This window comes from Paenibacillus sp. FSL R5-0519 (assembly GCF_037974275.1).
Classification (GTDB): domain Bacteria; phylum Bacillota; class Bacilli; order Paenibacillales; family Paenibacillaceae; genus Paenibacillus.
This window is the reverse complement of record NZ_CP150234.1, coordinates 1,400,663-1,423,685: the sequence shown is the minus strand read 5'-3', so window position 1 is coordinate 1,423,685 and position 23,023 is coordinate 1,400,663. Positions and strand designations below refer to the sequence as shown.

Here is a 23,023-nt window from a genome sequence, read left to right as displayed (position 1 = left end):
AAGGAATGACATCTACTATGTCTACCATCATACATGCAAGTGCAGCACCCAGGTTCCCGCTTCCTTTCTCCCATGCTGTCCGCGCAGGAGATTTGCTCTACGTCGCAGGTCAGGTAGGCGTTGATCCACAGACGCTTGAGCCCATCGGCGGCATTAAGGAGCAGACGGAACAATGCATTCGTAATATTGAGGTGATCCTGCAAGAAGCCGGACTTACACTGGATCATATCGTGAAGGTAACGACTCATCTGGCACGAGTGGAGGATCAGCCCGCATACAACGAAGTCTATGCACGAATGATTAAGCAGCCCTATCCCGCACGCATGACCGTATTCAGCGGGTTAGGCCCTTATTTAATTGAGATGGAAGCGCTGGCGTATGCGCCATCCATTCGAGGAGAGTAGCGCATCACACACAAAAGCACCTGTACCCTACGATAGGTACAGATGCTCACATTGTCGGAGAAACTCGGTTCTCTTAGGAGAAACGGGTTTCTTTCGTATTCATTTAACTGCGTAAACTGAAGAAACTCTACACTGTGTCTCACAGAGTAGCTATACTGCTTCTCACTACGCAGGCTGCTATGCTACTTTATTTTGAAGCGGGATGATTCTTCAGCAAGTTGTTTGGTCAGTCCATCAATTCTCTGCACCATATCTGCCAAATGTTCTGTCATACCGGACTGCTCCTGCATCGTCGCAGTGACTTCTTCCACAGATGCGGATACTTCTTCCCCGGAAGCGGACAGATTCTGTGCAGCTCCAATGACGTCATCCTTATCACGTTCAATGGATTGGATCTCCGTGGCAATGGCCAGGACCTGGCTCATCATCTCATTCATATTCTGAGTGACAAAATTGAATGTCTCCTTGGTCTGGCTCACACTGCTCTTATGCTGCTCCGCAATCGCTTCAATAGCATGAACACTTCGGTTATTCTGTTCCACGTGATTAATGGTCTGCATGACAATTCGGTTGATATCCTCCGATTGTGCTGTCGTCTGCTCTGCCAGCTTGCGAATCTCGGAAGCAACCACGGCGAAGCCGCGTCCTTGCTCACCCGCTCTTGCAGCCTCAATGGAAGCATTCAGCGCAAGTAATTTTGTCTGATTCGCAATTTCGGCAATCGTACCTGTGATCTGGTGAATGCCCGAGGAGCTTTCAGCGAGTTGCACTGTAATTTTGGAGATGTTGCCAACTTCAATCTCGTTCTGCCCGTTCACTGCAATGAGCGCATCAATAACTTCATGATTATTTTTGAATGCATCCGTAATTTCATCTGCCTTGAGCATAACGGATTGCGACATCTCATTTACGTTCTCAATCTTGTTACCAACATTCATGAATTTGTCTACTATGGCTTCCGTATCGTTCGCCTGGGACTCCATAGCTCGCGAAATCTCAAATGCTGTTGTCGTTGTTTCGGCAATCGTGGTCGAGGTTTGCTGAGTGGAATTTTCCAGCTCCGTCGTACTTGTATTCAGGATGCCGATGGAATGGTTCATGCTGGAGATCAGCTGTTTATTCCCTTCGGCCATCGTGTTAAAGCTGTCTGCCAGTTCTTTGAACTCTCCGGTATATTTGCCTTGTGCCTGTACAGTCAGGTCTCCGCCGGCCAACTGTTTGAACAACAGTGTAATTCGGCTAATCGGTCTGGTTACCAGTTGCGAGATCAGGATGCCTGCAATGATCGACACCGCAATAGCACTGAACAGAACAATGTACATTTGATTCGCCATACCTGTCAGCGGCTTCTTCACATCTTCATACGTATCCTCCACAATGACAGTCCAATCGGATTTCGGAATTTTGGAGTAGAACACCACTTTCTCCTCTGTGCTCGCCTCCCCTTGTTGCAACTGCTCATTGGCAGGCAGATCAATCAGCGACTGATACTCAGAGGAATCCATCTTCTGACCAATCATTTTCTCATCTGCTGAATTAAAAATAACCATGCCTAACCGATCCAGAATAATAACTTTTCCTTCTTCGTTAATCTTGACGTTTTGTAACTGATTGACGAAAAATGAGGTCGAGGCAGTCGTCGCAAGCACGCCTTTCACTTCCTTATTATCATCGTAGATCGGCATTGCAAAGACGGTCCCCAGCGTTCCCAGAGATTCGGAGATCACACCTTCGCTGACAAAATTTTGCCCTTGAAGCGCCTGTTGAAAATACGTGCGTGTGGCACGTTCCCCACCGACGACTTCCGGATTGTTTGCTGCAACCACAACGCCTTCCCGATCCAGGAGAATTAGAACGCTACTGCCCTCCATTCCTGTCAGGCTGTCTGCCAATATGCCATTGGCCTTGTTCACCAGTTCGCTATTTTCTGAAAAAAACGCGTCATCACTCTGTCCTGCTGTATCTCGAATCTCCAGCAAATCTTGGAATGTCCGATGTGTTGTGATTAGAAACGTGGACTGCTCCTCCAGACTTAATGAAGTAAATAAACCTGCTCCAATCCGGTCAGAAGTCGACTGGATCTCATCCTTGCTTTTGTCCAGTGTGATCTGCTCTGCCACTTTGTAACACAGTACTGCCGTCACGGCCAGTACGATGCAGACCAGAATACTGATCATCATTGGCAATTTGAACCGAAAAGACATGTTGGTCAAGCGTTGCCTCGCTTTTGCAAAAAACATGAATACATTCACCATCCATCCTCATTCTTGTTGTGTCCCATATAATATGGGTTAACTTTATATCGGTTGTGATTAAATAAACGCCCAGTATAGAAAACGCTTTCAAAAATATTTTCCTTATTCTTTGGAAGCGGATAACTGTAGGTACAGGATCGGTGTTGACGATTGGAAAATGTAGACTTTGGGTTAATACAAAATATGACATCCACATCATCGGTTAATGTATGAAATACATATCGTGAAGGAAAAGGAAGATTCATTGAAGGGGAATAGGAATAGGAGTACAATCCATCATATAGGTTCGAAGTAGAAGAGGAGAAGTGATATGGTAAAAACAGCTTTACCCACACTTTTAAATGTCGTGCGCATTTTATTAAGTGTAAAATTGATCTACGTGATGTTGTCCTTTATTGTGTTCCTCATCGATTTTAACCAGAACATGGAGGCATATCTTGCTTTCTCACGCAAAGGGGATGATCTGGCTTACGCCTCTGGCGTAATCGTAGGCAGAATGTTGTTTATGATTGGACCAAACCTGCTCGCCGTTATATTCATTACCAAGAGAAAGTTCAAGCTCACCGTGACATTTCTAAGTTTGGCGCTACTTGTTGCTATTCCCAATGAAAGTAACCTGTTCATCCTAATCCATCTCTTCGCCCTGCTCATCGTGCTCTTGCACCGTCCAAGCAAGTTGTATCTGAAACGGATGTATACTGGTGGTAATGATGAAACGGTTGAACAATCTTAAAGTGCTCGCAAGATATGATCTTGAATATACCGTTAAAGGTACATAAATGATGTTAAAATAAAAACAAGGACTTTCCTCAATCGTACAGGAAGGTCCTTGTTTATTACATTCACTATTTAAGTGAATTTTAATTACAGTGCGGCTTGATAGATTTGCACGACATCTTCACGCTGCAATTTCTTGAAGAATCCGAATGGACCGAATCGCATTGCTTTATCAGCCATCACATCAATCTGGCTATCGTCGATATCATAATCAGCCAGACGGCTAGGAGCACCAATCGAAGTCCAGAAATTACGCAGGGCTTCGATGCCTTCTTCAGCCACTTGTTTGTCTGATTTTCCATTAGGATTGATATCAAATACATTAACGGCCATACGTTTGAATCGACTTACATCCACATCCAGATTATGCTTCATCCAGTGCGGGAAGAGGATCGCAAGGCCTCCCCCATGCGGAATGTCATAGACAGCCGACACGGCATGTTCAATATTGTGAGATGCCCAGTCCCCGGCAAGCCCCATATTCAGGACATCATTCAGTGCCATAGTTCCGCAGTAGAGAATGGTTTCACGCAGTTCATAGTTTTCCGGATCTTTGATCAGGCGCGGGGCCGTATCAATAACGGTACGGAGAATCGTCTCACAGAACCCAAGCTGAACCGGGGTATTTGTATCCAGATGGAAATAATGTTCAAACACATGCGACATCATGTCCACCATGCCGTATACGGTCTGATCCAGTGGTACGGTGTATGTGTACTCCGGATCGAGAATGGAGAACGCCGGGAAAGAATACTCGCTAAACCATGCCCATTTTTCCTGCGTGTCCTGATTGGTTATTACTGAACCGTTGTTCATCTCGGAGCCTGTTGCTGCCATGGTCAGAATTGTACCCAGTGGGAGTCCACCCTGCGGAGTTGCTTCACGCACAACAACATTCCACATGTCTCCATCGTATTTGGCCCCTACTGCGATGGCTTTAGCGCAATCCAGTACACTGCCGCCGCCGACCGCAAGAACCAAATCAATGTGATGTGTTCTGCATAAATCTACGCCCTTGTGAACCGTAGACAGACGTGGGTTTGGTTCTACACCGGACAGTTCCGTAACCTCTGCTCCGATTTCATTCAGCTGGCTGATTACCTGATCGTACAGCCCGCTGCGTTTGATGCTTCCACCACCATATACAAGCAAAATGCGTTTTCCGTATTTTGGAACTTCGGTCTGTAATGCTTGAAGTTGCCCTTTGCCAAAAATCAGCCGGGTCGGATTATAAAACTGAAAAGATCTCATTACGCATGTTCCTCCAAAGAAGTCTGAAATTTTGTGCATCCATCATTATAGTTCTCTTTATTCGTAAAAACAAATACCTACAAGAAGGAGTTCAAGGATAAGTATGGAGCCTATCAGGGTTAAATACGGTTTTTCTCTTGAAGAAAAAAGCTCCTGCCAGCAAAATGGCAGGAGCTACATCACAGGGATTCACCATGAACCACGAATTCCATGACTGAAGTGCATGGCTTACATCCCCTCAGATATTAAGATTTCGGTACTTAGGCTCTAACCGAGATCGGCAATCCGCTGTGCAATTCGTGGAAACAGTCCAAAGGCGTTCTCGTAGAAGACTTTATCATGATGCTGTTCCGGTACAAGTCGGCGGACGAATTCAGCATACAGATCGATGGGCGCAAGCGGCCAGTCAGTGCCAAACAGCATTTTCTCGTAATGATCCGAGTAGACCAAGGCCCGGCGGAAATGATCCATGAACAGAGGTTCGTTCATGAACCGTTCAAAATGAGGCCGATCCCCCACCACAAGACCTGACAGATCTGCATACACGTTCGGATTCTTCGCCACTACTTCAGCTGCGTCCATCACCCAGGGATCACCCAGATGACAGATCATGAAATTCACACCGCGCTGCTGAAAGGCTAATTCATCCACCGTCAGTGGATGCGAATACTTGAGTAACCCGTTCATGGAGTATGTGTCTCCTGTATGAATCACAACAGGCAAGTTGTACTTGGCTGCGAGTTCATAGACCGGGGTATAGATTTTGTCGTAGACATAGTGATGATAATATCCGGCATAAAGTTTGATTCCGGCTACCTCAGGGGATTGCAGTCTAGCTTCAATCCGGTCAAGCTCATCCTGAGCATTTTTTCCATCCAGCGCATTCGGATTAATGCCCACGCACTCCATGAGGAATGACGGAACCTTTTCCTCCAAATCAAGCCCCATCGGGTTGGGGGAACTGGAATCCGGGAACGCTCCCTTGGTCTGCTCCGTAACCCCCATTCCAATGCCCAGAATGACATCGTTTTTATCAAACTCCGCTTTAAGACCAGCGGCAGAATAATCCACTTTGGACAGATCAATTGCTGTTCGGTGAAAGCTGTCGATGTCCGACAGATGAATGTGAATATCAATGATCGGCATGTGAAGCCTCCTTTTCCTCGGTAGAAGTTGCAAAATTCAGTTTCAGAAGGTCATGCACATCCGCTGGACTCAGCGGGATGGGTCCCAGAACCAGATAGGTCGGCTCCGTCCAGACCGTTTCTCCCTGATGGAGTGTCAGATGATGATTCACGTTCAAACCCGTCACCTGATTATTGGCAAAAGCCCATGCACTCTGATTCGGGTAACGATGGACGGCATGCAGCATGTTCTCACGCGAAACCGATCCGACTCGCAAAAGGTCTTCCAGTGGCAGGCCGATATCTACTTTGCCTAATGGGAATCGATCTTTACCCGGTTGCTCTATCCATCCTTCCGCAAATACAGAGGATGGCTGGAGGAAACGGTCCTCCGCAATCGAATAATTCGTTAGCGTGTGGCCACTTTCGTTGGTCACGGCAAGCAGCGTGCAGAGCACAGGAACGCCTGGCAGCATCAGATAATGCTGGTGAATTGTGATTCCCCGATTCGCTTCATGCTTCTCAATCCGGGTGGTCAGCTTAATGCCCTTCCAGACGTTACCGTATTCATCCTTCTGCTCCGTCCAGGAAGCGACTCTCTGTTCCAACTGACGGCTGAAACCATTCATGCCCGGGATCGCCACTCCCAGTCCGCCGTACCATGGATTCCACCACGAGCGTGGGGCCGGTTCAGGGTACGAGCTATCCAGCCATTCTTCTCCTGCAACTTTCAGAGAGTGTACTACACTCCCGAATGCTGGAGCAACGGCGATCGATATTACTCCATTGTCTACGGTGTACACAGAGCCAGCTGAACTTTCATCCAGCGTTTGCTTCACCTCTGTTCCACTCTGCGGGAACCAAAGAGACGTTCGCTCCTGAATCCGATCTTCGCCCCGATAGACCCCACGAACTTTCCAACCACTCACGTGCTGTTGGCGATCCACTTCGTCCGGTGAAAATGTCAGTTTGGCGGAGTTTAGATTCTGCTCCGGATTGAATTCCTTCGCTTTTGCCATAACCTCCGGTTCGCTACCCTGCTGCACATACAGCTCCAGCTTGCCCGCAAGCGGAACCAGTTTATGTTCAGTCAACGTTGCTTGCAGCACATCCGGGGCAAATGAATTCCCTTCACTCAGTGTCAGATCCAGATGACTGTCCAGCAAAGGAATGACCGGGTTACGCTGCTTCCGGGCAAATGCACGGAAATCATGCCATTTGGCAAACGTGTTCAGAGCAAACACCGTTTCCTTGGTTCGTGCTACAGCCCCTGCCTCCAAACGTCCCAGTTCATGCTGCAACCCCAGCGTGTATTCCGGACGAAGAAGCTTCAGGGAAGGGTCCCAATAGATGCCGCACGCGCCATACTCTTCTTTGCAGAACAGCCAGTTCTCCGTAATCTGTGAGCTATTCCAATGGTTCGGATCACCCGCATAATCATCACCCATATCCACGAAGCGCCCCTGATAAGGAAGGATCAACCTGTTACCATAGAACCCGAAGTTATTCATTAGATACAGGTCCTCTTCCCAGGCAGTATCTCGTGTATTTTCAACTTCGTGGTGGAATTCGGCGATTCCATTCGCAGACAGCTTGACCACGGACTTAATCTGTAAGCCCGGGAAGTCCTCCGAGTCATACCGTGCTTCGAGAACCTGACGTTCCCCTTCGGGATAAATATTCACTTCTTTGGCTTGTTTCTTGGATAACTCTTCAGCAAACGGCTTACCCAGCTTCGGATAAGTCCACCAGAATGAATGACGGGAACCGGGATATTCAATCCACATGACGTTATCATGCTTGTTCATATGGAGCGAGAATGCGCCATTGACGGCCACCCATTGATCCTCAATTTGCCCGCCATATTTGCCCTCGATCCCCTTCATCAGGACAGAAATTTTGCTTGTAAAAGATATCGCATGGTTCCCCACGGGGACAGCCGTCACTTCTACTTCTTGGAAATATAGCCCATATGAACGCAAGGTGAAGCGTACTGGCACAGACACTTTGCCTTTGGCAGGCACCGTAAAGCGTATCGAACGCTCCGCCCATTCAAGGAATTCATCCTCAGGCAGGTTCAGGCTGAACTCCGTTTCGGCATCCACATTATTTTCCACATTTAGAACCAACTCCGCCGGGATACCTGGATAGAGCTCTTTTACGGGCAAGACGGTCTTGATCTTGGCCGGGAATTTCGGGGCAATACCTAACCTGAACTCCGCTTTCTTCCCACCGATCAACCATGTGCTGGCAACAACGGGATGGGTCTTATTGTTATTCTGTTCCTCTGTAATCGGATCAAGGTGAAACTCACCTTCCACGGTAATGGTTTCTCCCGGAGCGACTGTTCGTGCAGCATCCAGCGCAAATCGAATGTTTTTGTTATCCTGACCCTTGATCTCAACCGCCAGTTCGGACGCAGAAGTGTTCTTAATGCGATAGCGAACCTTATAACTGGAACCGAATACCAGATCATGATCGTCAACCTCTGTGGAGATTTCGTAATCCGGTGTTTCGAGGGCAGTCAGCCCGCGACCCGACTTTTCAAACTCAGCCCGCAGGGCGACATCTCCCTTTTTCCACGTATAGTCAAAGAAATCAAAACCACGCTCCCGTCGGCCATCTGGCTCGACGACGAGTTCACGCGTGCTGTCTGCATACCAATCCAGCTCCTCAAAATAAGGAGCGAGTGCTTCGGTCTGCAAGATGGTGGGAATGAAATTCATCAGATGCACATTCTCATCTTTTTTCTCCCAGAAGAATCCGCATTTCTTGTACATTGGTACAGCCTTCGTATTGCCTGCCCATGTGAACAGATCCAGACGGGGCCATCCGGCCTCTACGGTCTTGCGCACAGCATTCAGGATCAGGTTGCGTCCGACCTTATACCCGTGATAGTCGGGGCGTACGTTAAGCAGCGGTACATATAACGCTCTCTCGTCATAGCGGTAGTGAGCAAAACTACAGAAGCCAACAACCTCTTTCCCGTGAACGGCTAGAAATGCGTGAAGATTGGACGAACTCTCCATCTCGCGGCGAACCGTTTCCTCTGTTCTAAGGTTGGTGCCACCTCCCCAGCTCTCATTACTGCGGTTCCACATATCTGCGAGTGCGGCAGCGTAAGAGGGATCGTATTCAATAATGTGAATTGGATCGATAATCGAAGTTACGGTCATGTTCGGATCTCCTTCTCTTTATGTACAGGATGGTGAAGAAGCTAGTGATAGTCTTATCATACTATAATTGGAAGCATTTTCAGAGGATTAAAAATCTTTCTTATCAACTTATAAGTGCCTTTCGGAAGCTCTTATCCGAAGCGTCAAGGATGGACAAGGCTATTTAGAGAAGCTATTTAGATATGAAAGAAAAAATCCATGTCTTTTAGTTAGACGTGGATTTAGGAATATGATCAGCTACTAATTTTCAATTATGCCAATATAGAACGGACATTGCGTAGAACTGATTTCATAAATTCAGAGGTTGGTTCGGCATGCCCCGCAATTTGGATATGTCGTTGCCGCACATCAAGACTCTTCAACTGATCCGTCAAAACAACACCTGAAAATGGTAGGTCTTCTGGTAGTGTAACTTCAAAAGGATAATCCTTGGCTTGGCTCGTTATGGGACATACAACGGCAAAACCCGTTATTTCATTGAATTCAAGTTCAGATAGAACTATTGCCGGTCGTCTAGCGGCCTGCTCATGACCCGCTTGAGGATCAAAGTCAAGCCATATCAGATCGCCTCGCTTGGGAATAATCAAAGTAACTCGTTCCCTTCAGTTCCAAAGTCTATTTCTTCATGTCTTGTATCCTGTTTCACTTTAGAGAGCAAAGTCTTTAGATGGTTGCGTAGCTCCTCATTGGACTCTACAGGCTTGGTCTTTGGACGCAACAACAATTCATTATCTTCTGTCACCAAAATCTCGATTTCCGAGCCTTCTTCCAGGTTAAGACGCTTAAGCAATTGGTTAGGAATGCGAATTGCACTGCTATTTCCCCATTTGCTAAGTGTGGCTGTAGTCATGGCAATCCCACGCCTTTCGTTTGATTGATGCTCCAATTATACCTCACCTCCCTACAGTTGTATATCTATAAGATATACATGAAACAATAAAAGGATACATTGTATTTAATCATAATATGGATCTGGTCGATCATTGGAGTTTCGGTCATGTCTTGATCTCCTTCTCTTTATGTACAGGATGGTGAAGAAGCTAGTTATAGTTTTATTACGCTATATTTGGAATCATTTTCAGAGTGTTATATTGGTGTTAGGGGCAGGGTGATATGGAGTTCATCTTGTTCGAAGATCAACCGCCTGCTCAACGCATGTCGAATGAGATATCGCTTATGTATGACCTAACATATCCCGCCGTGACGGGCTGAATCGGATATGCGTGTGAGTTTTGACAAGCTCTATTGGCTATTGTTACTCTTGGTATAGGAGTGTTTCTAAACTATAAAAATAGATAGATTTGTGGAGGGAAAGCATGACGGAGTGGATCACGCAATTTATACTTTTTTTCAAAGACTTGTCGTACGCAGGTCTCGTTATTGCCTTGTCGTTTGAATTCGTACCCGCTGAACTCGTGCTGCCCATGGCTGGATATTGGGTGTACCTTGGAGATATGAAGCTGTGGCTAGCTATCCTGGCGGGTACTGTAGGTGGAACGTTTGGCCCTCTGACGTTATATGCCCTAGGACGGTACGGCGGCAGACCGATGGTCGAAAAATACGGCAAGTTTTTCTTGATTAAACCTCATCATCTGGACGCCTCCGATACGTTCTTCGAGAAATATGGCAGCGGGGTCGCTTTCTATGGTCGTTTTGTCCCCGGCATTCGGACCGTCATCTCCATCCCTTGTGGAATGGCGAAGATGAATGTATTTAAATTCAGTCTCTTTACATTCCTGGCCATGCTTCCGATCACCTCATTATACATCTACTTAGGCTTCAAATTGGGCTCTCAATGGGAGCACGTGGATGAGATTGTTAAACCTTACATCGTTCCGGCAGCGGTGGTTTTCTTGGGCGGATTCGGATTGTATGTGCTGTTGAAACGTTGGAAAAGAAGAGCGGCTTTGAACAAGTCATAGGCTTGGTGAGGTAAGAAATTGAGATGAGAAGTCCGCGGTGCTTGTTACTCACTGACTGATAAGAATACATGTAAAGCCCCGCGATCGTAAGGATCAGCAGGGCTTTTGTTTAGGAAAAAAAAGAAGAATCCACTATATGCGGATTCCTTTTTTATCCATTATAGACTTAAAGTCTTGATTTGCTTTATCTATATGTTTTTCGTAACCTACCGTACCGAGGTCATCCCTGTAAGCCTCACGTATCCTTTTCATTTCAAGCTCTATAGAGCGTTCTGTCCCTATCGGTGGTGGTACAATCATTACACTATCTGAAGTCTTTCTTGTTCTTCGAATGCCTAAGGCAGTACGTGAAGCATAAAGTCGCTTCTTTTGTGGAGAGAGACTTCTGAAAGTTTTTTTGAGTTGTCTTTCCATGAGATCATCTCCTTATACATAGTATAACTCAATTAATCGTAACGCAGCAACAGTATCCAGATACATTAAACCAAGCCCACCACGTTTAGCATTAAACCTTTGAGTATAGTAAGGATATAATCTTGATTTGGGTATGAAGGAAACAAAACCATCTTTCTTATGTATAAAACTCTGCAAACAAGCTTCCCCAAGAAGTACATCAGTGGAGTTTACAAATTCACGATTGGGATGGTTGTAGCGATTAAAGGGAGCGTTCTCCAAAAGATCAACAAAGATATGATCATCTTTAATCTGATAAGCAATTGCTCCTTGAATATTGTTATTACCAACTACGAGAAGCTTATACGGAGTGGCTGGATGTTGTGAACCTATGTATAGTGACCAATCAAACGTTTGCTCCCATCCTTGATTCTTAAGTGCTCTTGCTTCGTTTACTTTCAAAACCTCAAATTTAGCTGGATATAATTCGCCACTCCTATGTTTTAGCTGCCATTGTGGCATTCAATCTCCCCTTGCTCAATCGTTAATTGAATTCATTATATCTAATTTTAGTAGAACATTGTATTCCATTTGTTACTTTAAATTTTGTATCTGAGCATAAAGAAACGATCGAGAGTCATTGTTCAACTGGGGAATTTAGTATAAACTATAGAAGAATTAGTGACCACTGATTCTAACTCAAGGCAAGTATTCTTAACTATTGCAGCACAGTAGGAGAAAGTCTATTATGGGACACTAATATGTATTCCAAAACGGACAATAAAAAACCAAGAAATTGGTAATGCACTCGTCATGAGCGAAAAGTATGATTAGCTCTAGGCTGATCAAATGTGAGAAATTAAAAATTCGTAAATTATAAGTAACATTAGGAACCTGTAAAACTACGGGGAAAGAAAATCGTGTTCTGCCCAGATTGAATACGTGCCTTCTTTTTCGGAGGTAGCGTATGAGAAAACGCAGAAAGAGAAGACAACAAAAGCAAGACAGGCTGGAGCAGTATGTGATGGGAGTGCTTACGAGCGTGAGTGCGGGTCTAATACTGATCCTTATCCAGAGACTGTTCCAGTAGTCAAAGAAGAAGAGGGGGAATGTTTCCCTCTCTTCTTTGCTTTTGCTTTTCGTCAAAAATGTGGAAAAGTAAAAAAATCAGATTTAAAACTGTTTGCTATCTAAGATTAAATGTTATTAATTCAATGTCTAAATCAGTTCCTGCCTTCTTCTCAAATACACATACAACACTACACCCGATGCCGCACAGATCACAGCACATAATCCAATGAATCCATACCCCGCCTGAAGTCCACGCAGTAACCCCAACTGAGTCGTTGGACCGTACATATTCTTCACACCTTCAATGACCCAACCAATCACATAGTTACCGATGACGCTGCCGACCCCCATCAGGGTAACCGTGAACGTAATTGCCGTGTCACTGCCGTTTGGATATCTGCGTGCGATAAACGCCATTACCGTAGGATAGATCATCGCAATACCTGCACCGGATACCGCAAAGAAGAACGCAAGACTCTCTCCTCCTGTAAGCGCCACAAACGTACATACCGCCGAGAAAGCAGAGAACAAAATCAGCGACAACACAAATCCGATTCGGTCCGTCAGTGGACCCAGCAGCAGACGACCTAGCGAGAAAGCAAGGAAGAATGCAGAGAGCAGCCCAGATGCTTTGACCGTGTCCCACGTGTAGGCTTTCTCCAGAAAGTTAACGAGCCAACCCCCAACCGCCAGTTCCGATACCACGCCAAAAGAAAGAATGAGCACCATCAGCCAGATGGCTGGATCACGTGTTAATGTTTTGAGTGAGGTCCGATCTTCATGAGGAAGATCATCCCCCGGAAATTTGCTGCGCAGCGCCGCAATGATTGGCAGCAGACAGAGTGACAACATCACGAGATACATGCCGCGCCAGTCCAGTACGTGTCCGAACACGCTCAACGACATCACCCCTGTCGCCAGCAAAGGCGCCACCGTGGAACTAAGCCCATAGAAGAAATGGGACAGGTTCATCATCGTACCTGTGTTTTTCACAAAGATCCGTGCACCCAGAATCGCCAAAGCAATCTCCAGCATGCCGTTACCGATGTACATGAAGAAGTACGATGAAGCAAAGAGTGGATAGGTATGAGACACATAAATGAACACACCCGAGAGGATCATCGATGCAAACGATATAATGCTAACCGCCTTGATGCCCCATTTGCGAACCAAAATAGCCGTAAAGGAGCAGGCGATCAGGTACCCCAGTGCATTTAGGGACAATAACGTCCCGAGCTGTTTCTCATCCAGATTGAAGTCGAATTGAATGCGCGGAATGGCCGGCCCCTTAATATTTTCCGATATGCCAAATACGATAAATCCGAGAAAGATCGTTGCCAGCTGCATGGCGTACAGCTTGTTGAACTTTCGTTTGTTGCCTTGTGTGCCTGCTTGCTGATTCAAAATAAGTTCCTCCATTGTGTTCAGAAAAATGATTGCACGTTATAACTTCGATTGCAGTACCATCTTCCGACCGCTGTTATCCCTGTATTTTTTTGAATCGTCCTAAAGGTGAACATACAGTGATAAAGGCGTTCTTCAGATTGGTTCTGCCCTCTCCGTTATCGTGTCAATGATTTGTACAATTTAAATAGAAAGCAAGGTTAAGCTTTACCACTGCTTCTCAACCACCTGAATGCGGTAGGTCAGGCTCTCTAGTGTAACAGCGACTAGACCAGTCACATATTCGCGCCGAGTGTCTCTTTGGATAATCAAATCAGGCATATGCTCCTGTGGGATCAGGTGATCCAGACAGCCCTGTAACAGGTCATCCCGCATAGCCGGGTCCATCGTATCGCCTGTTACCACAATCGCTGCCGGGTTAATAATCGCAATGATGGAGATCAGCGTCTTTGTGACGAGTTCCTGCAACCCTTCCGTCGTTTTCAACATGCGCAGCTGCTCTTCCCGTGACACGCCAAAAGGTAAAAAGGACACCTCGCCCCCAAATTGCGTGTTCCCCGTCAACGGACGACCGTCAATGATAAAGCCTGCACCCGGAAAATGGTTCTCCGGGAACGTCACCACCGCGAAGTTCTTCTCTTCCTCAAATTGCTGCTGGTTGTACAGTCCGTAGACGGTCAGGTTCATATCGTTGCCAATGACCACTTCCATGTCTTCATACTGCTCCTTAAGCCTTGGGCCGAGCGGCTGATACATCAGCTCTGGTACATCGCAAATCCCAATCACGCCGTTGTGTGCCACACCGGGTATGCCGATACCAATCGCCTGCACATTGTGGTGTTGTTCAATCAGGTCTGCAATTAGATCCTCTACCACCGGGACATTAATCTCATCCAAAAATAGTGTCTGTTCGTCCGCCATCTCTCCGTTCAGATTGGCATATGTATGCATGATTGAGTGAATACCGCCCTCCGTTCGAATAATCAGACAGAGCACACTCGAGTAGTCCGCATTAAATTGATACCGACTGGCGGGTCTTCCCCCACTCGATTCGTCTGGACCCAGATCGATAATCTCACCCGTCTGAAGCAACTCATTCAGGATCGTGCCGCATGTCGCCACGCTGAGTTTGGTCAGGTTCGCAATGGAAGCCTTCGTGCCTACGCCCATGGATCGGAGTGTATTTTTCACCAGTTCAACATTGATGCGCTTCACCTGCTGAGTGTTGTGTGATGTGGGTAACATCGTTAGTTATATGCCTCCTTTCGTTCATTTCGAACCATTCAATGAAAGTTTTTAAAAGTATTTTAATAATTGAAGTGTAGGGCGATTTGGGAGGAAAGTCAATGCTTATTTGGGAACGAAAAACGTTTGGACGGGAAGGCAAAAAGACAGTTCAAGATCATCTTGTGTGATCCTGTACTGTCCTTTAGTTAAGGTGGCTTTATGTAGACTGGCTCATTTGATTTGCCAAGATGCTCTTCTCCAGTCGGACTTCAAATAGCTTTCGGTTTAGATCCTGTTCCATGGCATGTAGGTGATATGCAGCCTGTTTAACCGTGTCCATGTGTAAGACCCCTGCTCGCTTCGCGATAATGTCCAGGGCGTCTAGGATGAGTTTGTTGCATGTCACCAGTTGGTCGACGTAATCATCTTCTTTTTGGATGAGTTGTGCGTACTGCGAAGACAGGTCTTCGATGTTGGTACTTGTCATGTCACCACTCCTTTTAAGGAGAGGGTAACATAAGTATTGAAAAGATGTGGTACGTGAAAACGTACCAGTTTACTACTCATTGACTGAAAATTCTTCTCTCCTTAAATTTCACTGTTTTATTAATAAGTTGAAATTTAAAACTAAATCCCCTCATTTCTTCCTATAGTTAATTCAGTGTTCCTCTTTACAAATATCCTTTTAATTTATCGATACTTATCCAACCACTCACTTTCCCATTGTTGCAGATCTTGTTTTGTAACCTCTTCTAGAGTTTCACCGGAAAGGGAGTAGATATTCCCAGTAGGTTCATTAGATTCTTTGTTTGTTTTGATCAGATACCCACCTACCTTTTCTCCCTTGGTCTCCATTAGAACGGCTTCTAATGATTCTTGGTTGTTTAGTTTCAGTTTTTCCTTGAGGCTATTGTTCGTTACAGCATAAGCTTTCAAATTCACTTTTTGGTTCAAAAATGGAGTGACATCTTTTTGTTGAAGTCCCCACATTAACATATATGGCATCTCTGTTAGCTTGGTTTTATCAAGAGTATAGGTTTCGATGACACCTAGTTCCTTATATACAGTAAAACCTTTTTCTTTCAGATAAAGAATATCTTTATTCTCAGGTAAAACATCAGGTTCAGAGTTGCAGCCTGTCAGAATGATGAGAAACAGCATACACGCAAAACATATTTTTAATAAATTCATTTGGCACTCCTCCATATATGAAGAAGAAAGATACCGTGTAACCAGTATCTCTCTTCTTCAACTATTAGATTTTCTTTTTTGATCTAATTTTCATCACATACATGTATGCAATCAAAGAAACTATTAGTAGAGAAGTGAATATTATCAAAAAATTTAATAGAAATGAATTTCCTTCATTTGAATTGTAATTGCTGTAGTTAGTACCTCCAGTTGGCTTATCCATCCCTTCTAACTGATCACTCTGTAACTTTACATTCTTAATGAATGATAGGGTATCTTTAGCTTCAACTAGAGTAGAGTTATCAACACCGTTAGTAAATAACATTTTCTCTTGACTACTTACATCGGGTAAAGCATATTCTACGTTATCAACATCAGCTACTAAATAACGCACATTCCCTACTTTAACAATAATAGGATCTACCTCTTTAGATTGCACCGTTTTCTGCGAGGCTAGCCTAGCAAAGTTATCAATCGAAGTAACAAAATCAGAGGCATCTCCACCAAACTGAATTAATTTGAATTCTCCTACACCATTTTCTTTACCTACAGTAAGGAAAGATTTAGGCGTACCATTTGAATAAACAGTAAACTGCCACTGATCAGAAGGGTACGATATTGAGAGAATACTATCAGCATCGTTTATCTTATTTGGTTCGAGATAATACAAACGGTATCCTTCTCCTAATTCTGCATGTTGCACTTCTTTTTCATCTAACCAACCATACTCTTCCGGTGAACTTGATACTTTTGTCTTAAAAAATTCCATGCTTTTAATGGCAACATCCTTTACTTCTGAGGGAATAACCTCATTAGACCCTGGTGCACCATAAACATTTGATAACAAAAACATATTAGAAAATAGCATTATGAGAATAATAAGATATTTTTTCATTATGGACCCTCCTTTTTATTTATAATGCCACATGTCTTTCAGTCCCGAATCCCATCTTCTATCGTAACCACTACCACCTTTGAAACTGTTATATGCCATAGTATTGCTAGTACCGTCCCATGGATCGTTGTAGCTCACGTAATTAGTATTGGAGTAATATTCGGTCCATTTAGCAACTACGGCATGCCCTCCTCCTGCTGTCCATTGCCAATTTACATAAACAGGTCTACTACTTGTAACGACTTGTTGAGAAAGTGTACCTGCGTCCAATGCGCCAGAATATTCATTTGATGAAACACCGTACGTATGCATACCTCGCTGCGATTCGTAGTTATATCCTGTATTATTTTCACAGCTACTCGCCTTTTTGGCAGTTTTATAGAATTCACATTGAGACACATTATTAATGCCATAAAACTTTAGAATCATGATACTAGATGCTACCCAACACCAATTCGTTTTTTCTTGCTTTACTTTAGGTAGACTTAATGCCGAAGCTCCTGCATAACTAACCATTACTAAGAATAGTAATGAAGCTAAAATTAAACTCTGTTTCATGAGTCTTTTATTGAATTTCACTGATATTCCCTCCTATGAATATGTAATATAACACCATTAAATGTTAACATGTGTATTTATGTTTTCATCTGGTTAAAAACTATCATTTTTAGTTACATAAATGTAATAACATCAACTAAATACCTATTTCAGTTCTTCTATAATTTCTCATTTATTCCTTATCCAATTCTTCAGAACCATTTGACACCCCCTCCAAAAAGATCTATCCTAATAACGAACCACCCATTCACTATTAAGGAGTCGTTTCCGATGGTGCAAGCCAAGAAAGACGAAGTCAGGAAAGAGATTGAATACGCGGCGCTCAAGGTCTTTTTTGAAAAAGGCTATGTAGATGCCAAGATGAGCAACATCGCGGATGAGATCCATATTTCCGTGGGCAATATCTATACTTATTTCAAGAACAAGAAGGAACTATTCTACACCGTCGTCCCCCCGGATCTCGTGGATTATCTAAAAAATGTGTTGGTGGAGACGATTCACTTTGATAATCAGACCCTGTTCGAGGAAACGGATAGCGAGCGAAAATCGGCACTGTTGCAGGAACAGGTGGATGTACTACGTAAATACCGAAATCAAATTGTCATCATCTTTGAAAAGAATAAGGGAACGATCTACACCAACGCCAAGAACGAGCTTGTTGAGCTGATGATCGAAACCAAGAAGGCCTATCTGAAGAACCAATATAAACGGTATGAGATTGGCACCGAAGAGAACTTGATCTTGTTGAACATTCTCGCGCACAATGTGATCGACATGAACCTGGATCTATTGAAGCGGGATATGAGTGAGGATAGCCGGAAGCAAATATTCGAAGCGTTGTATGTATACAGACTATACGGCATGAAGAGCCTCAACGAATAATGCTTCTTCTCATCACTTATGTCGGGTAGACAAAGCGTGCAAGTCAGGTCATCTTCACTTGGTTTGCACGCAAAAAAATATCTAACATTAAGTCGCTCTATTTTTTTGATCCAAAAATGAATTAATTATTCATTTTTAAGTTGGATATTTACTATTTACCAAACTATTTAAGTTGAACCTACATTTACACGATAACGGAGAGGTCAGAAATAACCAGAGGAAGCGAAGCGTTCGCATTTATCACCGGATTTCCCCTAATAAGAGGGTATCCAAAAAATCTGGGGATAACAGCGATCCGAAGGTTGTTCTGTCATCGAAGTGATAAGTGTACATACCCATCATTCAACTTATATAGCTTCACCCACATTCTAAGGAGGAACACAACATGAACACCGCTTACGCATTAAAAAACGTCCATCTGATCCACGGCGACTCCAACCGAAATCTGCAAAAAAACATGACCATTCTCGTCAATGAGCAAGGTCTAATTCAGGATATCGGCCGAGATCATGAGCTGCTTATCCCGAATCACTACACAACAATCGACCTCTCAGGGAAATACGTAATGCCAGGCCTGATCAACGCCCACGTACACCTCTTTGCAGATGGTAAACCGTTTAGCCTCTCGGTAAGTGAAGGCATGTTGAATTTTGCATATAATCGAATCCTGAATACCAAATTCGGCAGAAACGTTTTGAAAAAACGCATGAAACGCAATGCGCTGACTGCACTCCATGCGGGTGTGACCACGATGCGCAGTGTGGGGGAATTCTTTTACACCGACGTTCAGCTGCGGGATGAGATTAACAACGGTGATTTTGTCGGTCCTAATCTGCTTGTCTCCGGGTTTTTCCTAAGTGTAACGGGCGGACATGGCGCTCCATTCCTCGCTCTGGTGGGCGATTCTCCGTGGGAAGCACGGAAAAATGTACGGCTGAATGTGAAACACGGTGTAGATCTGATCAAAATCTGTGTGACGGGCGGCGTGACGGATGCAAAAATGGTGGGCGAAGCTGGTCGTTTACAGATGACGGTGGACGAAGTTGCAGCGATCTGCGATGAAGCGCATAAGATTGGCCTGCGGGTGGCAGCCCATGTGGAAAGCACCGAAGGTGTGCGCGTTGCGCTACAAGGTGGCGTCGACACCATCGAGCACGGTTCGGAGATGGACGACGAAATCATTCGTTTATACAAAAATAATCCCAATGCCCTGAATGGCTACACCGCACTCATCCCCACCCTGCAAGCCGCCTATCCATCCGCTTCACTGGATACCAGCGTAACGAAGGTCAGTGCAACGGTAAAAGAGAATTCCAGACTCGTCTATGATTCCATGCTCAAAGGTGTGAAACAAGCGATCGAAAACGACATCACCATTGGGATCGGTACCGATGCCGCCATGCCTTACGTGACTCACTATGATATGTGGAGAGAGATGGATCACTACATGAGACAGGCCAACCTGAACAATAGACAGGTCATCGACATGGTGACCCGAACCAATGCGAAGATCCTCGGCGTTGATGATGTTACAGGGACGGTGGATATCGGAAAACATGCCGATCTGATTATCATGGAGCAAAATCCGCTAGAACATATCGAGGCCTTGTCAGACATCTCGATGGTCATGGTCAAAGGAAATCTAATTCAAACACCATCTGTCACAAGAATCAAAGAAGTCGACGATGTTCTAAACTCAGTTTGGTGAATTCAGGAGTGAAATCATGCTTGGTATATTGATCAATTGTTTTTCCATTTTGAATCAGGTTATTGGGATCAGCAAGCTTATCATTCTCATAAGTTTAAAGATGTGTAGCAAGTCCACCCTCTCTCGTAAATATGTAAATATAAACTTTATAGTAAAATATTAATAATATATGGGAAAATCAGCACTAAAGAACTATATATTAATCACCTATAAAAGTAATAATATTACATATAAATCTAAATATATTTTGGGAGGTAATTTTTTGTTTGGGAAAAAAATCATAAAAGTTCTAAGTTTAGTCGCAGTAATGTCCTTGTCGGTAGCCCTTCCCGTTCTTGCTTCAGATTCAGAAATCACCGTTAACAATCGACCACCAGTTGAAGAGTTTAAAGGTGGAAAACAATTCATTGATGGGGTACAATTACTTACTGAAAAAGATCTAAAAGATAACATAAGAAAAAACTTGAAACCAGTTACTGTTCCTAGTTCAGGTGATGTGGGGACAATGGGGATAAATTCATGGACCAAAGTAGCTGAAGCAAATTACTACACTAGTTATGATTGGGATCGCTATTCCAATATTGCAGCAAGTTCTGTAGAGAGAACGCTATCAACTAAATCTGAATTTACAATTACAGTAAGTGGTGAGACGAATTTTGGTTTTAAAGATGTAGTGGGATTTAAACTGTCTGGAACAATTGGACAAAAATTCGAGAAATCATTGACAGAAAAGTATAAAATTCCTGCCGGTTGGGTGTATGAACAAAAGAGTGCTATCAGAGTGCTTCAGGAAGACTATCGATATACAAATAAAGGATTATTGTGGGATACTCAGTATAATGCGTCATCATTTGACTACAGAGGCTTTGAAACTTGGCTCTGGTCCAACCCTATTTAATAAAAAACAAGGGCGGCATAAGCCGCCCTTCGTTATTTGGAGGCAGAATGAAAAAAATCCTAATTATTTGCTCACTCTTATTTTTGTTATCCGGCTGTTCTCAAGATGATTCTTCCTCGGTTCCTTTAGAAAATTCTACTCAGAATAATGAGGAAGTGCAGACTGAATACAAAAAAAGAATTACGTTACTTGAAAAAACACTCTCTCAAGAAGAGAACTATTTTTTTCAATCCAAAGAGTTTAGCATTTATTTTCCTTATGCAATAGATTTTATAGATATCCATAGAATAGAGTTACTCTCTGATGGAGCCCTTGTTACTGAAATCTCTGGTAAAGAGAATATCGTAGTTAAAGACAAACATATTCTTATTCTCAATTCTAATCAGCGATTTAACCATTTTGATACTGTAGTATTAAAAGACGATCAAGAAAACAATATAAAAATTTCTATCGGTGACTACTATTACGAAGGTCAAATTGCTGATGATACGATTTCAGCCGACAAGGAAATATTTATTCGTAATAAACACTATAAACAAACTAATGGAACCCTAATATACACTATTGATTTCACAAATGTTGAAGGAGCAACGGTCGAATTTTCAGTCCCTGAGTCTATAAAAAAAATAGCTACTTTAATTGAACAAAAGACAATTTCAAAAACACCAGATAGCCAAACTTATGAGTTCCACATTGAGATCCCTGAAGACTATTTAATTCAACAGAAGATTACCAATTTAAACCTCGAATTAAAAGCAGACCAAATTTATAAATCTTCCAGAAAAACTATATTTCAGTCATTTATCCCTATAACTTTAGATGAATTCAATTCAAAGGCACCTTAAAAAACATGGTGTCTTTTTTCGGCTTATTTCATAGAGCGGGGAGAGGATGAATTCGTGCTAGTAATGGCGGCAGAATTCAAATGTTTTTCCCCGTACGCTCGGCTCTGTGAATAATCGCTTCAAATACATCCTAAGGTGTCCTTATATCAAATTGCGGAGGACACAGTCCGTGTTTACGGTGCAATATAGGATCTATCAGCGAAAAGGTCATTCCCCAACATCATGTGGATGACAGGGATTAGCCTTTTTGGGCTTTACTCTATTCTAACGAACCGAGGACACGCTATTTTCTCTTTTCGTGCAGTTAAGAAATGTAACAAATCACAGATTTTCTCAGGTTCGTTAGGGTTTAGAGCAGCAGAGAGGATGAACGGTGGATGAGTGAAATTTGGAAGACTAATCATTCAATCCTTTGCCCTCCAGGATCGGCTGCATGTACTTCTCGATTCGTGACACTTTTGTCTTGGATTGCTTTGGTTGTGAGAAATAATAGAGATATGCCCGCTGCCGTCCGGGTGTCAGTGCTTCAAATGCATCTCGGAAAGCAGGATTCTCATCGAATTGCTGTTGAAGTTCCTCAGGAACGCTATATTCGGCAGTTTTTTTCATTTCCACTTGCAGTCCGGCTTGTTCCACTTCAATTGCTTGCTGGATATAGGCTTTGATCATATCCTCCTGCTCCACAATCTGCTCCAGACTGGTGAAGCGAAGCTGGCGTTCTGCCTGTACATTCTCCGTTTGCTGGACCAAAATGTCGTGTGTATCCTTCAGCAGAGCACCTTTGAAGAACAGAATAGCCACGTACTCTTTGAATCCATGGATGAGAACGATGTTTTTCCCATCCAGCATGTAACAAGGATGCATCCATTTCATATCCTCTGTCAGTTCAAAATCCCGAATAATCTCTCTCAGCTTTGTGGACTCTTCCTTCCACGTTTTGAGTTTCTTTAGATAGCCGTCAACTTTGCGATTCCCACTTGTATCCGTCATGGAGAAATACCTCTCTTTATCTCATGGTTTTATAGGTTCAATTGTACTGGTT

The 23,023-nt window shown here is 43.8% G+C and carries 23 protein-coding genes; 8 read left to right on the top strand and 15 right to left on the bottom strand.

All coding sequences use genetic code 11. From position 1 onward, the window contains the following. The first annotated feature begins 17 nt into the window (after positions 1–17). Entirely contained in the window at positions 18–404 is a 387-nt protein-coding gene (locus MKY73_RS06250; protein ID WP_339306280.1) for a Rid family hydrolase, read from the top strand. A gap of 182 nt (positions 405–586) precedes the next feature. Here MKY73_RS06250 and MKY73_RS06245 read toward each other — a convergent pair whose 3' ends face one another. Beyond that, positions 587–2,644: a methyl-accepting chemotaxis protein gene (locus MKY73_RS06245; RefSeq protein WP_339306278.1), complete on the bottom strand. Its 2,058-nt coding sequence runs from the start codon at positions 2,642–2,644 to the stop codon at positions 587–589. A gap of 325 nt (positions 2,645–2,969) precedes the next feature. On the opposite strand from MKY73_RS06245, the gene MKY73_RS06240 reads away from it, so the two are divergent. Next, positions 2,970–3,392 carry a hypothetical protein gene (locus MKY73_RS06240; RefSeq protein ID WP_339306277.1) on the top strand — a complete coding sequence of 141 codons (423 nt, stop codon included), beginning with the start codon at positions 2,970–2,972 and terminating at the stop codon, positions 3,390–3,392. Positions 3,393–3,523: 131 nt separating this feature from the next. On the opposite strand, the gene MKY73_RS06235 is transcribed toward MKY73_RS06240, so the two are convergent. The 5 genes from MKY73_RS06235 to MKY73_RS06215 form a co-directional block, all read right to left on the bottom strand. Further along, on the bottom strand, positions 3,524–4,687 hold the full coding sequence (locus MKY73_RS06235) for an iron-containing alcohol dehydrogenase (RefSeq protein WP_339306275.1): 1,164 nt from the start codon (positions 4,685–4,687) through the stop codon (positions 3,524–3,526). 267 nt (positions 4,688–4,954) lie between these two features. Continuing rightward, positions 4,955–5,833, bottom strand: a complete 879-nt coding sequence (locus MKY73_RS06230; protein ID WP_339306274.1) for a TatD family hydrolase — start codon at positions 5,831–5,833, stop codon at positions 4,955–4,957. Next, a complete protein-coding gene (locus MKY73_RS06225; protein ID WP_339306272.1) occupies positions 5,820–8,987 on the bottom strand; it encodes a GNAT family N-acetyltransferase in 3,168 nt (1,055 codons plus the stop codon). Before MKY73_RS06225 ends, MKY73_RS06230 begins: the two co-directional genes overlap by 14 nt. Positions 8,988–9,238: 251 nt before the next feature. Further along, positions 9,239–9,574: a type II toxin-antitoxin system PemK/MazF family toxin gene (locus MKY73_RS06220; RefSeq protein WP_339306270.1), complete on the bottom strand. Its 336-nt coding sequence runs from the start codon at positions 9,572–9,574 to the stop codon at positions 9,239–9,241. Further along, positions 9,571–9,873 carry an AbrB/MazE/SpoVT family DNA-binding domain-containing protein gene (locus tag MKY73_RS06215; protein ID WP_017687001.1) on the bottom strand — a complete coding sequence of 101 codons (303 nt, stop codon included), beginning with the start codon at positions 9,871–9,873 and terminating at the stop codon, positions 9,571–9,573. Before MKY73_RS06215 ends, MKY73_RS06220 begins: the two co-directional genes overlap by 4 nt. Positions 9,874–10,303: 430 nt before the next feature. On the opposite strand from MKY73_RS06215, the gene MKY73_RS06210 reads away from it, so the two are divergent. Continuing rightward, complete coding sequence (locus MKY73_RS06210) at positions 10,304–10,909, top strand: DedA family protein (protein ID WP_339306269.1); 606 nt, start codon at positions 10,304–10,306, stop codon at positions 10,907–10,909. Between the two features lie 132 nt (positions 10,910–11,041). On the opposite strand, the gene MKY73_RS06205 is transcribed toward MKY73_RS06210, so the two are convergent. Both MKY73_RS06205 and MKY73_RS06200 read right to left on the bottom strand, forming a co-directional pair. After that, complete coding sequence (locus MKY73_RS06205; RefSeq protein WP_339306268.1) at positions 11,042–11,323, bottom strand: hypothetical protein; 282 nt, start codon at positions 11,321–11,323, stop codon at positions 11,042–11,044. A 12-nt stretch (positions 11,324–11,335) separates the two neighbouring features. Further along, positions 11,336–11,824, bottom strand: a complete 489-nt coding sequence (locus tag MKY73_RS06200) for a hypothetical protein (protein WP_339306267.1) — start codon at positions 11,822–11,824, stop codon at positions 11,336–11,338. 445 nt (positions 11,825–12,269) lie between these two features. On the opposite strand from MKY73_RS06200, the gene MKY73_RS06195 reads away from it, so the two are divergent. Next, entirely contained in the window at positions 12,270–12,392 is a 123-nt protein-coding gene (locus tag MKY73_RS06195; protein WP_278298672.1) for a hypothetical protein, read from the top strand. 128 nt (positions 12,393–12,520) lie between these two features. On the opposite strand, the gene MKY73_RS06190 is transcribed toward MKY73_RS06195, so the two are convergent. The 6 genes from MKY73_RS06190 to MKY73_RS06165 all read right to left on the bottom strand — a co-directional run bounded on the left by MKY73_RS06190 (position 12,521) and on the right by MKY73_RS06165 (position 17,669). Next, positions 12,521–13,720, bottom strand: coding sequence for an MFS transporter (locus MKY73_RS06190; protein ID WP_339308506.1), 1,200 nt, complete (start codon positions 13,718–13,720; stop codon positions 12,521–12,523). Positions 13,721–13,984: 264 nt separating this feature from the next. Next, on the bottom strand, positions 13,985–15,022 hold the full coding sequence (locus MKY73_RS06185) for an ROK family protein (RefSeq protein ID WP_339306266.1): 1,038 nt from the start codon (positions 15,020–15,022) through the stop codon (positions 13,985–13,987). Between the two features lie 199 nt (positions 15,023–15,221). After that, on the bottom strand, positions 15,222–15,491 hold the full coding sequence (locus MKY73_RS06180; RefSeq protein ID WP_339306265.1) for a hypothetical protein: 270 nt from the start codon (positions 15,489–15,491) through the stop codon (positions 15,222–15,224). A gap of 203 nt (positions 15,492–15,694) precedes the next feature. Next, positions 15,695–16,195: a hypothetical protein gene (locus MKY73_RS06175; RefSeq protein ID WP_339306264.1), complete on the bottom strand. Its 501-nt coding sequence runs from the start codon at positions 16,193–16,195 to the stop codon at positions 15,695–15,697. Positions 16,196–16,259: 64 nt separating this feature from the next. Next, positions 16,260–17,090 (bottom strand): hypothetical protein, encoded by an 831-nt coding sequence (locus tag MKY73_RS06170; protein ID WP_339306262.1) that lies wholly within the window; start codon positions 17,088–17,090, stop codon positions 16,260–16,262. Positions 17,091–17,105: 15 nt separating this feature from the next. Then, positions 17,106–17,669 (bottom strand): papain-like cysteine protease family protein, encoded by a 564-nt coding sequence (locus MKY73_RS06165; RefSeq protein WP_339306260.1) that lies wholly within the window; start codon positions 17,667–17,669, stop codon positions 17,106–17,108. Positions 17,670–17,918: 249 nt separating this feature from the next. On the opposite strand from MKY73_RS06165, the gene MKY73_RS06160 reads away from it, so the two are divergent. The 4 genes from MKY73_RS06160 (at position 17,919) to MKY73_RS06145 (ending at position 21,981) form a co-directional block, all read left to right on the top strand. Further along, a complete protein-coding gene (locus MKY73_RS06160) occupies positions 17,919–18,530 on the top strand; it encodes a TetR/AcrR family transcriptional regulator (protein WP_339306259.1) in 612 nt (203 codons plus the stop codon). Positions 18,531–18,915: 385 nt separating this feature from the next. After that, complete coding sequence (locus MKY73_RS06155) at positions 18,916–20,238, top strand: amidohydrolase family protein (RefSeq protein WP_339306257.1); 1,323 nt, start codon at positions 18,916–18,918, stop codon at positions 20,236–20,238. 262 nt (positions 20,239–20,500) lie between these two features. Beyond that, on the top strand, positions 20,501–21,136 hold the full coding sequence (locus tag MKY73_RS06150; RefSeq protein WP_339306255.1) for a hypothetical protein: 636 nt from the start codon (positions 20,501–20,503) through the stop codon (positions 21,134–21,136). A 47-nt stretch (positions 21,137–21,183) separates the two neighbouring features. Next, a complete protein-coding gene (locus tag MKY73_RS06145; RefSeq protein WP_339306253.1) occupies positions 21,184–21,981 on the top strand; it encodes a membrane lipoprotein lipid attachment site-containing protein in 798 nt (265 codons plus the stop codon). A 396-nt stretch (positions 21,982–22,377) separates the two neighbouring features. Here MKY73_RS06145 and MKY73_RS06140 read toward each other — a convergent pair whose 3' ends face one another. Beyond that, complete coding sequence (locus tag MKY73_RS06140) at positions 22,378–22,971, bottom strand: YdeI family protein (RefSeq protein ID WP_339306252.1); 594 nt, start codon at positions 22,969–22,971, stop codon at positions 22,378–22,380. Positions 22,972–23,023: the final 52 nt, after the last annotated feature.

What these genes read in the sequence shown, in the direction of transcription:
- MKY73_RS06250 (WP_339306280.1), top strand. Translation starts at nt 18, where the DNA reads ATGTCTACCATCATACATGCAAGTGCAGCACCCAGGTTCCCGCTTCCT.
- MKY73_RS06245 (WP_339306278.1), bottom strand. Translation starts at nt 2,644, where the DNA reads ATGTTTTTTGCAAAAGCGAGGCAACGCTTGACCAACATGTCTTTTCGG.
- MKY73_RS06240 (WP_339306277.1), top strand. Translation starts at nt 2,970, where the DNA reads ATGGTAAAAACAGCTTTACCCACACTTTTAAATGTCGTGCGCATTTTA.
- MKY73_RS06235 (WP_339306275.1), bottom strand. Translation starts at nt 4,687, where the DNA reads ATGAGATCTTTTCAGTTTTATAATCCGACCCGGCTGATTTTTGGCAAA.
- MKY73_RS06230 (WP_339306274.1), bottom strand. Translation starts at nt 5,833, where the DNA reads ATGCCGATCATTGATATTCACATTCATCTGTCGGACATCGACAGCTTT.
- MKY73_RS06225 (WP_339306272.1), bottom strand. Translation starts at nt 8,987, where the DNA reads ATGACCGTAACTTCGATTATCGATCCAATTCACATTATTGAATACGAT.
- MKY73_RS06210 (WP_339306269.1), top strand. Translation starts at nt 10,304, where the DNA reads ATGACGGAGTGGATCACGCAATTTATACTTTTTTTCAAAGACTTGTCG.
- MKY73_RS06205 (WP_339306268.1), bottom strand. Translation starts at nt 11,323, where the DNA reads ATGGAAAGACAACTCAAAAAAACTTTCAGAAGTCTCTCTCCACAAAAG.
- MKY73_RS06200 (WP_339306267.1), bottom strand. Translation starts at nt 11,824, where the DNA reads ATGCCACAATGGCAGCTAAAACATAGGAGTGGCGAATTATATCCAGCT.
- MKY73_RS06195 (WP_278298672.1), top strand. Translation starts at nt 12,270, where the DNA reads ATGAGAAAACGCAGAAAGAGAAGACAACAAAAGCAAGACAGGCTGGAG.
- MKY73_RS06190 (WP_339308506.1), bottom strand. Translation starts at nt 13,720, where the DNA reads ATGCAGCTGGCAACGATCTTTCTCGGATTTATCGTATTTGGCATATCG.
- MKY73_RS06185 (WP_339306266.1), bottom strand. Translation starts at nt 15,022, where the DNA reads ATGTTACCCACATCACACAACACTCAGCAGGTGAAGCGCATCAATGTT.
- MKY73_RS06180 (WP_339306265.1), bottom strand. Translation starts at nt 15,491, where the DNA reads ATGACAAGTACCAACATCGAAGACCTGTCTTCGCAGTACGCACAACTC.
- MKY73_RS06175 (WP_339306264.1), bottom strand. Translation starts at nt 16,195, where the DNA reads ATGAATTTATTAAAAATATGTTTTGCGTGTATGCTGTTTCTCATCATT.
- MKY73_RS06170 (WP_339306262.1), bottom strand. Translation starts at nt 17,090, where the DNA reads ATGAAAAAATATCTTATTATTCTCATAATGCTATTTTCTAATATGTTT.
- MKY73_RS06160 (WP_339306259.1), top strand. Translation starts at nt 17,919, where the DNA reads ATGGTGCAAGCCAAGAAAGACGAAGTCAGGAAAGAGATTGAATACGCG.
- MKY73_RS06155 (WP_339306257.1), top strand. Translation starts at nt 18,916, where the DNA reads ATGAACACCGCTTACGCATTAAAAAACGTCCATCTGATCCACGGCGAC.
- MKY73_RS06145 (WP_339306253.1), top strand. Translation starts at nt 21,184, where the DNA reads ATGAAAAAAATCCTAATTATTTGCTCACTCTTATTTTTGTTATCCGGC.
- MKY73_RS06140 (WP_339306252.1), bottom strand. Translation starts at nt 22,971, where the DNA reads ATGACGGATACAAGTGGGAATCGCAAAGTTGACGGCTATCTAAAGAAA.